The sequence below is a fragment of the Paraburkholderia sp. BR10872 genome (assembly GCF_040965835.1).
GTDB classification, from domain to species: Bacteria; Pseudomonadota; Gammaproteobacteria; order Burkholderiales; family Burkholderiaceae; genus Paraburkholderia; species Paraburkholderia nodosa_A.
Map to the genome: position 1 here is coordinate 57155 of NZ_JBFRCN010000019.1, position 12612 is coordinate 69766.

General features: G+C 59.8%; 16 protein-coding genes. 11 read left to right on the forward strand and 5 right to left on the reverse strand.

The annotated features are described in order from the left end of the window. The 6 genes from AB4Y43_RS16875 to AB4Y43_RS16900 all read left to right on the forward strand — a co-directional run bounded on the left by AB4Y43_RS16875 (position 1) and on the right by AB4Y43_RS16900 (position 3352). Positions 1-201, forward strand: coding sequence for a hypothetical protein (locus AB4Y43_RS16875; protein WP_368728317.1), 201 nt, complete (start codon positions 1-3; stop codon positions 199-201). Beyond that, complete coding sequence (locus AB4Y43_RS16880; protein WP_368728318.1) at positions 198-623, forward strand: hypothetical protein; 426 nt, start codon at positions 198-200, stop codon at positions 621-623. Before AB4Y43_RS16875 ends, AB4Y43_RS16880 begins: the two co-directional genes overlap by 4 nt. Then, positions 620-1057, forward strand: coding sequence for a hypothetical protein (locus AB4Y43_RS16885; RefSeq protein ID WP_368728319.1), 438 nt, complete (start codon positions 620-622; stop codon positions 1055-1057). Before AB4Y43_RS16880 ends, AB4Y43_RS16885 begins: the two co-directional genes overlap by 4 nt. Positions 1058-1072: 15 nt before the next feature. Then, the gene (locus AB4Y43_RS16890; RefSeq protein WP_368728320.1) at positions 1073-1591 is read left to right on the forward strand and encodes a hypothetical protein; all 519 of its coding nucleotides are present in this window, start codon (positions 1073-1075) and stop codon (positions 1589-1591) included. A 77-nt stretch (positions 1592-1668) separates the two neighbouring features. Next, entirely contained in the window at positions 1669-2826 is a 1158-nt protein-coding gene (gene traW, locus AB4Y43_RS16895) for a conjugal transfer protein TraW (RefSeq protein ID WP_368728321.1), read from the forward strand. A 25-nt stretch (positions 2827-2851) separates the two neighbouring features. Then, entirely contained in the window at positions 2852-3352 is a 501-nt protein-coding gene (locus tag AB4Y43_RS16900) for a hypothetical protein (protein WP_368728322.1), read from the forward strand. A 171-nt stretch (positions 3353-3523) separates the two neighbouring features. On the opposite strand, the gene AB4Y43_RS16905 is transcribed toward AB4Y43_RS16900, so the two are convergent. Together AB4Y43_RS16905 and AB4Y43_RS16910 are read right to left on the reverse strand one after the other, a co-directional pair. Further along, entirely contained in the window at positions 3524-3739 is a 216-nt protein-coding gene (locus tag AB4Y43_RS16905) for a hypothetical protein (RefSeq protein ID WP_368728323.1), read from the reverse strand. A 541-nt stretch (positions 3740-4280) separates the two neighbouring features. Next, positions 4281-5165 (reverse strand): hypothetical protein, encoded by an 885-nt coding sequence (locus tag AB4Y43_RS16910; RefSeq protein WP_368728324.1) that lies wholly within the window; start codon positions 5163-5165, stop codon positions 4281-4283. An 813-nt stretch (positions 5166-5978) separates the two neighbouring features. Between AB4Y43_RS16910 and AB4Y43_RS16915 the strand changes: the two genes are divergently transcribed. Beyond that, on the forward strand, positions 5979-7145 hold the full coding sequence (locus AB4Y43_RS16915; protein WP_368728325.1) for a hypothetical protein: 1167 nt from the start codon (positions 5979-5981) through the stop codon (positions 7143-7145). 127 nt (positions 7146-7272) lie between these two features. Here AB4Y43_RS16915 and AB4Y43_RS16920 read toward each other — a convergent pair whose 3' ends face one another. Genes AB4Y43_RS16920 through AB4Y43_RS16930 form a run of 3 tightly spaced genes read right to left on the reverse strand, consistent with a single transcriptional unit; the run spans position 7273 to position 9348 of the window. Further along, positions 7273-8286, reverse strand: a complete 1014-nt coding sequence (locus AB4Y43_RS16920; RefSeq protein WP_368728326.1) for a hypothetical protein — start codon at positions 8284-8286, stop codon at positions 7273-7275. Positions 8287-8308: 22 nt separating this feature from the next. Beyond that, entirely contained in the window at positions 8309-8875 is a 567-nt protein-coding gene (locus tag AB4Y43_RS16925) for a hypothetical protein (RefSeq protein ID WP_368728327.1), read from the reverse strand. A gap of 32 nt (positions 8876-8907) precedes the next feature. Next, positions 8908-9348 (reverse strand): hypothetical protein, encoded by a 441-nt coding sequence (locus tag AB4Y43_RS16930; RefSeq protein ID WP_368728328.1) that lies wholly within the window; start codon positions 9346-9348, stop codon positions 8908-8910. A gap of 260 nt (positions 9349-9608) precedes the next feature. On the opposite strand from AB4Y43_RS16930, the gene AB4Y43_RS16935 reads away from it, so the two are divergent. From AB4Y43_RS16935 to AB4Y43_RS16950, 4 genes are all read left to right on the forward strand, one after another. After that, a complete protein-coding gene (locus AB4Y43_RS16935; RefSeq protein WP_368728329.1) occupies positions 9609-9827 on the forward strand; it encodes a hypothetical protein in 219 nt (72 codons plus the stop codon). Between the two features lie 93 nt (positions 9828-9920). Then, a complete protein-coding gene (locus AB4Y43_RS16940; RefSeq protein WP_368728330.1) occupies positions 9921-10346 on the forward strand; it encodes a hypothetical protein in 426 nt (141 codons plus the stop codon). A 64-nt stretch (positions 10347-10410) separates the two neighbouring features. After that, on the forward strand, positions 10411-10782 hold the full coding sequence (locus tag AB4Y43_RS16945) for a hypothetical protein (RefSeq protein ID WP_368728331.1): 372 nt from the start codon (positions 10411-10413) through the stop codon (positions 10780-10782). 572 nt (positions 10783-11354) lie between these two features. Beyond that, complete coding sequence (locus tag AB4Y43_RS16950; protein ID WP_368728332.1) at positions 11355-12410, forward strand: hypothetical protein; 1056 nt, start codon at positions 11355-11357, stop codon at positions 12408-12410. The last annotated feature ends 202 nt before the right edge of the window (positions 12411-12612 follow it).

A 12612-nucleotide genomic window follows, 5' to 3' on the forward strand; every position in this document is an offset into this window, starting at 1 on the left:
ATGGCGCAATCGCATCTGGTGCAGTTCATCGAGGGCGTGCGCGAAGCACTTGCTCCCGACGAGTGGAGCTTCTTCAACGATCGATACATCAATGGTTGTGGCGCTGGCGCGGGCCAGTCACTTCCGGCGCTCGCAGGTGACGCGCTGGCTATGCAGCAGCGCGTGATACGCAAACTCCGAACCGTTGGGAGATCGCAGTGAGCCGACCAGTCAATCTGGACGATGAGCGGATCGCCGCCGCAATGATCTTTCGGGACATCGCGCTCGATCTGCTGGAAGCGAATGCGCTTGATTTGTGCCGACCGACACCGGATCCGGCCGACGTCAGCGTGCAGGCGTGCAACGCCCGCCTCGAACGCGACGAGGCGGTGCGGTGGGTCGGTGGCGGAGTGGGTCACATGAACTTTGAAATGTGCTGTGACGCGCTTAACGTGAATGCGGCCGCGCTTCGCCGTCAGCTCACTGCAGATCCGGCGAGCGTTTGCACGAGACTGGGCGAGGACAGGCTGGCCCGGCAGGCGGCGACTACCGCCTCAGATCGCGAGGGAGACGCCGACGAGCTCCGCGCTTTCGAGACGAAGCAGCCGATGGCCACGCCGCGACCCGCGCGAGGACCGGTATGAACGAAAAGCGCCAGGAGGCGATCTTGCGTATCCCCGCTCCGCTGCAGCGAGCGCTCGCCCTCTATTTCGACATGATCCTGAAATGCCGGTTCGTGCTCGACGGGGAGCGCGTCGCTTCCGGAGAGGTGTTTCACGAAACCGGGTTCCTGCCGCTCGTGGCGGACGCGGCGGATCGCCGGAGTCGTGATTATTTCGGGAGCGGGATCGCGGTCTCGATCGAGGCGGACGACGCGGGCCTGATCGGGCGTCGGGTCGTGCTCCCCGAGTCCGTCGATCAAGCGCTCCTGCTCAAGCTGGTGCATGCGGCCGAACTCGTGTTTGGTGCAGAACTCGAGCGGGAGATCGACCTGACGCCAATCTATGAGTATTGCTGGTCGCCAGATGCGGCGAATCATCAGCCGGACGTGTGGGCTGCGTCCCGGCAACGGCTGTAGTTTCCGGGAAAGAGCATGAACACGAAACGTATTGGATTCCTGAACAGATCGATTTCTCTGGCAGTCGTCAGTGGCATTGCGCTTGCCGCACCCTCGGCGAATGCCGACTGCACCATGCAAACGCAGTTGCAGACGGCGTCTCAGGCGACACTTCAGGCGCGCCTGAACACGATCAACTCCAACATGCAGGCGCTGTCGCTGCTCAACAGTCTCGAGACGCAGTGCACACAGGGGCTGCAGTCGGTGCCAACCCAGATGATCGGTAGCGGTCTGGCTGCGACAACGTACATCAACAAGATCGCACAATCGGTGTGTAACGGTCTGGCGCAGCAGGTGCGTTCGACCGCGACCTCGGCGATGGCGCAGGCCCAGGCCGCGGTTCAACAGCAGATCAACGCTTCCATGAGCAGCGTCATCCAGAATGCCGGCGGATCCGGCACGTTGCTTGGGAATGCGACGTCGTCGGCAGTCCAGACGTCGAGCAATGGCGTAATAAGCAGTGCGATCAACAGCGTTATGAGCATGTTCAAGTGAGGCAGGGGCCGATGCATAGCGAAACGGTTAAAAGGTTTGGCAAGATTGCGATCGCTTTGGGGCTGGTCTATGGGGGTATGTCGGACAGCGCCTACGCGGTATGTGACGGCTGCGTCGTGTCCGCAGTTGGAACCGCCTCCATTGCAATCACTGGCGCGATCGGCACGCTGGGCAGCACGCTCTCGACACTGCTTGAGGAGATCGACAACGATATCGCCGCGGTGGGAGCGAAGATGGCCGGTACGTCGGCGCTGAACGGAAACACGCAGCGTGAAATGGCGAGCCAGGTACAGCAGCAGTCCGAGATCGACCAGGCAAATCAGGAAACGCAGATGCCGATCGATCCGTGCTCGACGTCGGGCAGCAACTATGCGATGCAGGCCGCACATGCGGCCAACAAGGCGGCGTCGAGTTACCGGCCGGGCGGCTCGTACTCGCCAGCAAGCAACGTGCTTTCGCACATGCTGAACAGTGCCGCGCCTTCTGTTGGAGAGTCGCGACGCGCCTCGGCCTCGATCCACGAGGCGACATATTGCAGCGCGCTGGAAGTCTCGCTTGGCTATCCGGGTTGCTCGTCGTCGCAAATGCCCGATGCGGATGCGAACGCCGATTCCCTTTTCATCGGCGCGGGCCTACCGGGCAAGGATACGGATCTGACGTTCACGCCGCAGCAGATCGACGCGGCCCATGCGTGGGAGCGCATGGCGACGGATCCTGAGCCACCGGAGAGCATCACAAAAGCCGAGGCGGGTACCGAGGCTGGAAAGCTCTATATCGCCATGCAGAAGGCTTACTCAGCGAACATTTCCACGGCGCAGAATTCGATCAACATGCTGATCGCGCAGCGGGCACCGTTTGCCGGCAGCGCGCAACTGATTGCGGATATCAACCAGTCGAGCCAGGCCGCGCAGATGTACTTTCAGGCAAACGAGTCGCCCAATGCAAAGGCGCTGGGTCAGCTGAGCTGGGAAGAGCTGAAAAGCTTCGAGGCGGGACGGCGCTGGCGCAATCCCTACTGGATTATCCAGATGGGCGCGCAGGCCGATCCGACGCAACTCGCTCGAGAGAACCTGTTCACGACAGCGTTCATTTCCGACATGACATACCAGAACGAGCAGCACTCCCAGCATATCGAGGTACTGCTGGGGCAGATCCTTGCGGAGCTGACTCGCGCCAACGAACGCGCTGCGCTGAATGCCCAGTTGCAGAAAGTGCATGCGACCAACGCGAAGTGATCGAACCGAGAACGAGGCCAACATCGTGGAAACCATGGCATCCGAAGAAGACCGGACGGTAGCCCGCACCGAAGGCATACCCAACCCGCGGGTGCAGCTCGCGCGCTTTCGTATGGCGCGGTTGAGCGAGAGCGTCCGCATGATTTCGGTGCGCGGCCGTGCGTTTCGCGATGCTGTGGATGACGCAACTAACGGGCTATCGCGGCAGGCGACTACAACGGTGCTAGCCAATACGTTTGCACGGACCTATCTGGCGCTGCGTGCGGCGCTCGACGCTGCGCGAGCCGGCGGGGTCATGGGGGCGGACGCGCTCGGCGCGCTGGACGGCATCATGACCGTACTCAAGGTGGAATACGCAGGTGCCGTGAAGGGGCTGCGCGCTGACGTTGCCCGACTGGATGCAGCGTGTGACGGGCGTCAAGACTTCACCCAGTTTTGTATGGAGGCGGCAGGGCGCGTCGATCGGCTCGAATCGTTCTGGCAAACGACGTACAAGCACGTTCCGCGCATGAAGATTAAGCTGTGATTCCTGGCGGCATATGTCGAAAGTTCACGAATTCCAGAAACGTGTCGAACTCGCCGCGCGCGCCCTGAAAGAAACCAACCCGCACTGAATGCTGGGCGAAAGTTTGGCGTGTCAGGAGTCGAATCCTAACGGAAAAGACGGCCCGCAACGCGGGCCGTCCGCCCTGAAGGCTTATCCCTGTGGTGCGTTCAGTCCGAAGCTCACGAGCAGCAGGATAAGGGCCATGAGGGCCCGGAACTGCCAGGGTTGTGCAAGTACGCCGTTCACTATGCCCCAGATGAACTCTAGGATGTGCCACAGAAGGTCGGCGGTTGCACAGGTGAGTCGCGTGAGCCTGACCACAAGGGCAAAGGCCTGCGACAGGATTGTTTTGAGACGGTCAAACATAAAACTTCTCCGATGAGCCCGTCGGCCACGCGCCCGCGAATGCGCCTCGCCGGGAACGGGGAGGTCGCATGGGCACATGCTGCCGCTATAACTCATCACGTGTAGAGCGATTATTTATTCCGCCAGAACGCCTCAGAAACTCCCTTGCCGGCGGTCTGGAAACCCGCCAGGCGGCCGCCTCTTGACTCCCTCTATGTTCGTATCATTACATCGCCGCAGAAAATGGCAGCGCCAATTTCGCGCGCCTTGCGAAACGTGCGCGCAGCAGGATTCCGGTCGAGTCCCTGACCCAACGACGTGTGCAACGCGTTTTCGTGATGAGTATAGAGCCGGTCTAAAGGCTCCCCCAGCCTGCCTTCGGCTGTCTGTTGTGTTTGTCATTTTTTTCCGGGACTGGTAGCTGTAACGACTTGCATTCGAAACCGGTCGTGCATGAAATCGACGCGGTCTGCCCGCGGTTCTCGACCGTCAGTGCCCCCAAACCTCGGGGGAGTATGAACCCGCACCGGCTGGCCATGCTGCGGCTGCCGTCACAATCGCATCAGCTTGGGTAGACCACGTCCACGGTGCTTTGATCCACCGGCACCGCTCGCCATGGACCGTCGGGCTGCCAGCCTAGCCCACAAAGCTCATTCGCAATACCTGTCTGCAAATTGCTGAATTGCGTATTCGCAGTGTCCGGCGGCAGCTGACTGGTGTCATTGACGTTCCATAGCTCCAGCGAGACCATGCACCGGTCACAAGATTCGATCGACGCGGGCAGATTTGTAGAGGGGTAGCCAACAAAGCCGCACGAATACAGGTTGTTGCCTGTGTCCGGATCTTGGCCCTGATAGCTTATCCGTCCCGTTAACTGATCTCCCGGCTGAACGGTGACGACACCATTCGACGCGAACACTCTCTTGTCGGTGGCGCTGGGACCCGGCACCAGGAAGGAAGCGATCGCCCAGGATCCACCCGTCCAGTTCCATTCGCCACCAGGGGGCACAGGATAGCCTCCGAAGACCAATACTGGCTGAAGAATGTAGGTGTCGCCGCTCGGGTCGTCGTGCTGGAGGCAGTTAAAGAGGTAAATCGTCTGGTTCGTATTGGTTAGCGGCGTGGGCGGTACTACCCACGTCGCCTGACTGAGGGTGAAGGGTTGATCACCAGGGTTGGTGATTGCGGCATATGAGGCCCACTCGTGTCCGTCCGACCCAAGATTCACCGGGTCCAGTGGAACCGGTGCCGTCGATTGCCCATTCAACGTCCGCGATTGACCGGTAGCCAGGTCCACGAACTCCCATTGCCGGTCTCGTCGCCGCCGCGCCCGGTGACCGGCTGGAACCCGATGAACGTTGGTACGCAAGCATGGTCCGCTGGGACTGAGAGACCAGACATTTGGATCCAGGTTTGGAGCAGTCTGCTTTGATTTGACGATGGTCATCGGGAACCTCCGAATGTAGGGCGAACCACTTTTCCGCGCAGGAACGAGGGGATGGGATATCCCGTTCAACGTCGGCCACGGCCGTCAAGTACTGCACAAACAACTAAAGCGGCTCAATTGAGCACATTCAACATCTTTCGGGTGTGGCGCTCTTTGGCCATCAATTCAGTCCTTCAAGCGGGTGATCGACAACTACAACTCGCTTACGGTGTGCGTCGAGAACGTTTCGCTGCTAATCCAGTCCGAAGGAAGTTTCCGGACGTCAATCGCGCAGGACGCTACAAGCACCTGGAGCCACACGCCTATCGCCAGCGATAGCTGGCTTTCATACGCTTACATCAAAATCACCATGACATAAGGCCTGAATGCGCGTGACATGTGCGCTTCACCACAAAAGGTCGCAAATTTAGGGAGCGCTGTACCGTTCCGGATAACTAAACTTCACACGAGTCCGCTCGACTAACTATGGTCCCGAGCCAGTGCCTACTGACTTCAGTTCCCACGAGTGGCGGCGGTGGCCATGGATCAAACGTGTGCTGGCGTCGTAACGGGCTAGACCTTACCTTCGAATCAGAGCTTGTAACCAACAAGGCGTCCGTTATGCCGACCAGACGAATCTTGCTCGGGGTCTCAGCATCCCTCCTGATCGCCGCATGCGCGGATGTCGTTACATCCGAGAGAGCGTCCACAACCGCGGACGGCCTCGTCTACTCCCTTCCGAAGGGGCAGGTTCTCCTGAGTGCATCACGTACACAGATAAGTCAGGCGACACTCCAGTCCGCTCAAGCGGACTTTGCGAAAGCGTCAAGCGCCGTGACCGCAGACGACACCGCCCTCAAGGCGGCTCAAGCGGCGAACGACAATACCAAGATCAGCGCCGCGCAGGCGGCAAAGAAAACGGACCAGACAGCACTCGATCAAGCTACTACCGCACTCGCCGTGGCCAAGGCGAACCAAGGTAAATGGCAAGAATCTGCGACGCTTACCGTACTGGCGATCGCGCCCGACGCAACAGCCAGATTTACTGCAAATCTTTCCCATAACTGGACGCGAGACGACACCCTCAAGATATCGGTGATCAATGGACTACTGACTACTTCATCGTCCACCTCGGTCGGGCAGACGCCTAATTTGATTATTAGCCTGGCCGACACGGCGATTACGATTGCCACACTTGGGACAGGCGGATTTCCAGGGCCCGCTCCGGCTCCGGCTCCAGGCGCGCATCCCGCTCCGGTAAGCTGCTATTACAGCATCGCGCAAGTGTTCGATCCATTGAACGAGAAGGAAGTCAGTGACTTGAACGGGCTACTGAGGGATAACGCCCATTCAAACATTAAATTGTCGATTCCGGAGCTGAGCCAGAAGCTAGACCCCCTAGAAAAGCCGTCGACCGAGCCACCGAAGATATCTGGGCTGGTTTACCGAGTGGCAACAGTTGTCGACATGCAACTCGTTACGAACTCGTCTGCAATGGACCCTGGCAGCCCCTGTCCCTTGGCGTCGTATCCAGCGGCGCAATCTATCACCACGGTTGTCCCAGACAGTCGAACGCAATTCGTGTTCTCGTCCACTGCAGGTTCCTTTACCACCACTAACCTGACCTTTGGATTCTCAAATGGGATGTTGACCGACTACACTGCGCAGCGTCCGAGTGAACTGATGGCTATCGCCGGAATCCCAGTCAGAATTGCTACTGACATCATGCAAATTCCCACCAGCATCTTTCAAGCGAGGGTGAATCTGGACACACAGAAAACCGCCCTAGTTAACGGGGATACAGCGTTAAAGCAAGCTCAGATTCAACAAGCCGCTTCTCTTAACACTGCGCAAACGGCGGTGGTCAACGCCCAGGCGGCATTAGCGACTGCAACGGTTGGGAAGTCAACGTCGATTGTAAATGCGCAAACCGCATTGGTGCAGGCACAAACCGCGCTCAAACAGGCGATAAACGCCGCATCCGCTGTAACGGGGCAGTAGATGAGGTTCAGTTCAACGCGGTTGAAATCCCCAGACCGCAGCATAGTCGAGCGGCGTCTTAATTCCCCTGAGGCGAACGGTGTCTCGGGGAAATGAGACGACGCAATCGCGCGCGCGTTTGGTCTAGCTAAGCGCGCATACGCGGTGGACGTCGCGTATGCGTCTTTCCGTTCTGTGAGGTGGACACCTGATCGGCCGCCCGCGAATGTGGATTTTTGGCGAACGGTCGGCGGTCGGAACGCGAATCCTCCGCCCGCTTCAGTGGAGCGCTGTCACCCGGTGGTGAAGCCGCGTCTTGGAGATCTGCCAACGAACGGCTCTCCACATTAGCCTTCGGCTGTTTATCCTGTTTGTCATTTTCTTCTGACACTGGAGCTGCGTACCCCTCAACAACGTCCTGAACGTGCCCGGTTGAGACCGGGGCAGGGGATTGCAGGCGCTGCCGCTCCCAGTTGTCGATCGCACGCGCCCAGCCTATCGTCTGGGCGCGTAGCACCGCGATACGCGCCGATGGGTTGCTGAGCCTGAGGCAGAACGCGTGAGCCGTTTCGATCTCCTTGTCGGTGGGCGCACTGATGGCGCGAACGGGGCCACCGCCGAAACGCGACCAGACATTCGGCATCGTTACCGCTGCGACGTACTCTTCAACGGGTGCAAGTTCACGATCGAGAGCGATTTCGAGCAATCGGGAGCCGTTCAGATTGGCGGGCATTTGATCGAGCGGGCTTCGCAGGGCAAGGGGCTCGGCGGTAGTCGAGAGCTTTGGTGCGAGCCCGTAATCGAGGGTCACGAATAGCGTGGCGATGACGGCCCGCGTATGCATCCTCACCTGGTAGCAATCGCCGCGCGCGAGGAACATCGTGATCGAGCGCGCATGATGGACGACGGGTTGTGGCGACGCGTGGATGCCCGATGGCAAGCCAGACACACGAACCGCAGTGAGCGAGGCGGCCGTATTGGACGGCGCGTGGACGTGGACGGGAGCGACGTTCGAAAGCTGGTTTCGCCACTGGCGTCCATTGCGCGCTTCGAGCATCCCCAAGGCAATGGCAAGCGAGTCGCGTGCACCCGGCAGGTCGGATATCGTGTCGATGCGGCCGCCGGAATCGAGGGAGAGGCGCAGCGCGCGTGCGGACAGCATGTGATCGATCTGACCTCGTACCCTACGGCCGGAAGCGAGGCGCGCGGCGTGGAGCGTCGTCAGCTTCCTCGGTTGCAGTGGCCTGCGCGAGCTGGACTTCGCCTTGCGTGTCGTCGTCGCCGACGATACGGTGGATCTGCTCCGGGGTGAGTCCGTGAGTTTCCTGGGAAAATTCCTGCGTAATATGAGCGGCCTCTGCGCGAGCTGCACGCAGTTGGGCTACCTGTTGCTCCAGGGTCAACGAGACGGGGCCACTGGTTTCGCCCTGGATCATGTCGGACTTGATTTCGCGGATGCGTTCGTGGGCACCTGCCAGCTTGCGATGAGTGTCGTAAATCTGGGCCATGCGCTGGCTGCTGACAGGACCAGCCGAGAAGATCCGCTGGGGATCGAAGCTGCCGGGGCCCGTCTTCATGTACAGGCCGGTGCCAGCCGCAGTAAATGCAGCCGCGGCGGTAACGCCGACGGCGACGCCGCGTCGAAACGCAGTGCGCAGCCGTTGCGCGCGCTGCGTGAGCGCAACGTTTCCGTCGTCGAACAGGGTATCGGTAGCTAGCAGGTGTTGCTCGAGGCGTTGCAGGCTTTTCATGGCGATCTCCGTGTGTGCTGAAGGGCAGGCATTCAATGGTGAACCGACACGCGGCCGACGAGTTGGCGGATGAGTTCGAGCCGCCGGCTGAACAACGGGTCAGGGATTGCGCGCCGATCGCGGAACACGTCGTCTTCAGTTGCCGCTTCACAAGCCGTCAGCGCGTGGGCTAGCCGGACCAGCGTGTGATGCTCGCGGATCACGGTGAGCTCGGTGGACACCAGTTCCGCGAACTCTGTTTCGTTTTCGGGCGAAACGGTCTTGGCCAGCAGCAGGGCGCGCGCGATCCGGATTGTGGCTTCACACAGCAGATCGGCTCCGGCGTGGGTGGCGGCAAGGCGGTTGAGCTCGGATTCGAGCGCCGGTTGCTGCGAGCTTTCGACGAGCTCTGCGAGCACGTCGTGGATGGCGGCGTTCTTCACATTCGGGAACAGCGCGGGGCTCGATTTCGGTGATGCGAAGGCAAACGGCATGGTGTTTACTCTCCTCATTGAATATTGTATCGTTGCAATCATACGGAATTACGGGAGCAGATTCTACCGGGATTCTGACGGCGGAGCGCCTTGCCGCAATGCGCGGCTTGCCGACGGTAGGTGTTGCAGTCAGCGGGCGTACGTCTCTTCACGATCCAGCCATTGCCCGATGCGTCGTCGTACCTCGTACACGCGTCTTCAACCGGATGAACAGGCCCCCCTGTCATCCGGTTTTTTTCGACTCCGCAACGAGGCAGCGAATGCCGAAGCCATATGGAATTGAATTGCTGAGTGGCGATCGCGCGATCAACGGGCTATGCTCGGCCGATTGGTCAGGCGTGCGCGCGCTGGCAGCGGGTTGGTCGCTACGCGGTCGACCGGTCGAGCGCGCACTGATGGTTCACGACGAAAAGGGGATGCTGTTGCGGTTGGGCGGCGAGTGCGGCTGGACCGTGCCACCCGAACCCATACTGAAATAACGATGTGTGAGTCTCGCCGCGCGTGGCGGGATTGACGGCGGATCAACGCCCCGTATCCGGCCGGTCGCCGGAGCCTAAACTGTAGAGGTAACGATGGCGAGAATTCCCGAGGCTCTCCGCGACGCGCTCGAGCGCGAGTTCGGCGCGCAGCCCAATGGTCAGGGCGAATACGTTCTCAAGGTGGCCACCTGTTCTACGCGCGACTTCACCTACGAACTCCTGCCGGTGGACGGACGGGACGCTGCACTCGAGCAGATTGCCGCATCGTATCGCCTGGCAGATGGCCCGCAGCACCGCGCACTGGTGGTGAAGTCGCTCGATGAAGCGCGAACGGTTGGCGTCTATTACACCCGGATTGACCGGCATGGGCGCGTATCGAACGACGAGGCCTTTGCGATCGAGCGATTCGAAGGCCTCGATGATCCCGGTGCATTCGAGGTCGTCGCGCCCGCACTCAGCGAGGCAATCGCTGCACAGGAAGCCGCGCCGGTGTCACGTCCGGCCCGGCCGAAGTTCTAGGATCCGGGCGAGGGCGCGTCACGGCATCGATTTTCGAATCCGAAACCAGGGAGCTTAGACTGCTATGCACGACGATTCCGACGATTTTGATATCCATCATCTGGCGTCCTTCGCGAATCTCGATCTCGATGACGGTGGCGACTCCATGGACTCAACGCGCGTTCGCTTCAATTGGGGCTTTCATGACGGTACGCGCGACGCCAGTCACGACGAACCTGCACGCGACGTGTCCAGGCACCACGACCGCCTCTATGCCGTCGCGTATCTCCGCGGGCATCAGGACTTCACGCTCAGCGGAGTGCGTGTCGATACGTCAGACGACGCGTGGCAGGCATTCACGGCTGACGTGAGCGCCTGGCGAGCGAGTTCGGCGGCAGCACTCGCGCCGGAGCAGCCGGGCATGCGCAACGCGCCCGCGCCGCGCATGCGGATGTGACACGCACCGAGCGGTGGGATGCGCTTCAGCCGCTCGGTGCAAAAGCGAAGTCACCCCGTTCCGCGCAGAGGTGCGTTTGATTTACGAACATCCTTCTCCGATTACCGTCACCACGGCCCCTGAGACGAAGTCGACCTTGCTATTCGCTGTTCTCGATATCAGCAGCATGAGCGAGAGACGTCGGCGATGGGGCATGCTGATACCTGGTGTGCGAGTGAACCAGGGAGGACCAGAGATCAGTCTGTGCGATAGCGCACGCGTGCGCACTGCTTGTCCTTTATCCGCCTGACAATTGACCTAGTCTCGATCTAGATAACTGGCCAGCGGTGTCGCGGTGGACCGCGCGCGGCCGGAACATCGCTGAGCCTGTCGTTCCTACGCCTATGGTCGTAAAGGAAAAGGAGACCGCAGTGAACTCGCTCGTTCAACAGATGCAGGCTCTTCGGTGCGTTGGAGTGACGCTAGGATGCATACCCCTACTGCTTACCATCGCGTATCTTTTGACGGGATGGCAACGACGTGCCACCGAACTAGGTTCCTACATTAGAGGTACAGTAAATGCGAGCGACGTCTTGGACGTCGACACGGTCGATACGGCGAACAATCCACCCAGAAACGGGGGTGCCGACGAACATGAGGCGGATAAGCGGCCGCTACGCAAGCTGATTGAGGACCGCTACAAGGAGGCAAATGCCTGGCATGGCTATGCCGTGGCACTGGTGGTTTTTTATGTTGTGTACAGTGTTCTGCTCTACTGGACGTTCTTTTCATGGGGCGAAGAATTAACGGCGGCACATTCAGGTCAAGCGGTGTCGCCTGCATTCTGGCGCGTCGTCAGGCTGGGTGGAACAGGAGCATTTGGAGCGACCCTCGCAGCAATCTGGCACCTGCACTGGCGCGTGGTTCGACTCGATCTCGTGCCGCGCACGCTTTTTCAGTTGTCTGCCCGGCTATGCGCGTCGCCATTCCTCGCGATCGCGTTCTCCACTTTATTCATCGATCAACTAGCGTTTCCGCTTGCATTTTGTGCCGGGGCATTTGGCGACGAAGGCATCCGATTGCTGAGGGTGAAGGCCTATGGTCTGATGCGCTCCAAGGGCAGCGATGCGTCGCTGCCTCTTTGGATCATCCAAGGCATAACAAGTGATGATGAACTGCGTCTCAGTGAAGAGGGAATCGCCGATGTCGAGCATATGGCGAAGGCCCCCGTCCTGACACTCGCGACCAATACGGGGTACAGCCTGCAGCGTCTCGTTGACTGGAAAGATCAGGCCTATCTCTGTTGCTATGTGGGGTATGACATATCAAAGTGGCGTGAACAACTCGTGCGGGGATCCTTGGACATTCTCGGCTTGGCCGGCCAGTACTACCAAACTAAGAACTATGGCACTGGTGCCGACGCCGCCGCTGCAAACATTGAACGTGAGAGCGACCGACAGGAAGTACTGCAAGCGCTCGCTAAGGCGTTGAACATCGACAAAGCCTGCATCGAGCGACTAATCGTCTCTATATACAACGACAAACGCGTCTATCAGTTGTGGCAACTTTCGAAGTCCTTCTCGCGCGACGATGCCGCTGATCTGGATGGAGAGGCGATTGCCAAAGGCGAACTGCGAGAAACGGCTTGACTGTACTCTGGCCCGCTTCCGGCTAACCATTTCGATATTCCCGTTTCCTGCGTCCCCGCACGCACGCTCCAATGCGTCACCGCTGGAGGTGCAACTGAGCAACGCGCAGCGATGTCGGTGGACATCATCTTTGGCCTTAACTACCAAGTCGTGAGCTATGCCGGTGTGATCGCGGCGTTGCCATGATCGATCACGCCGCGAT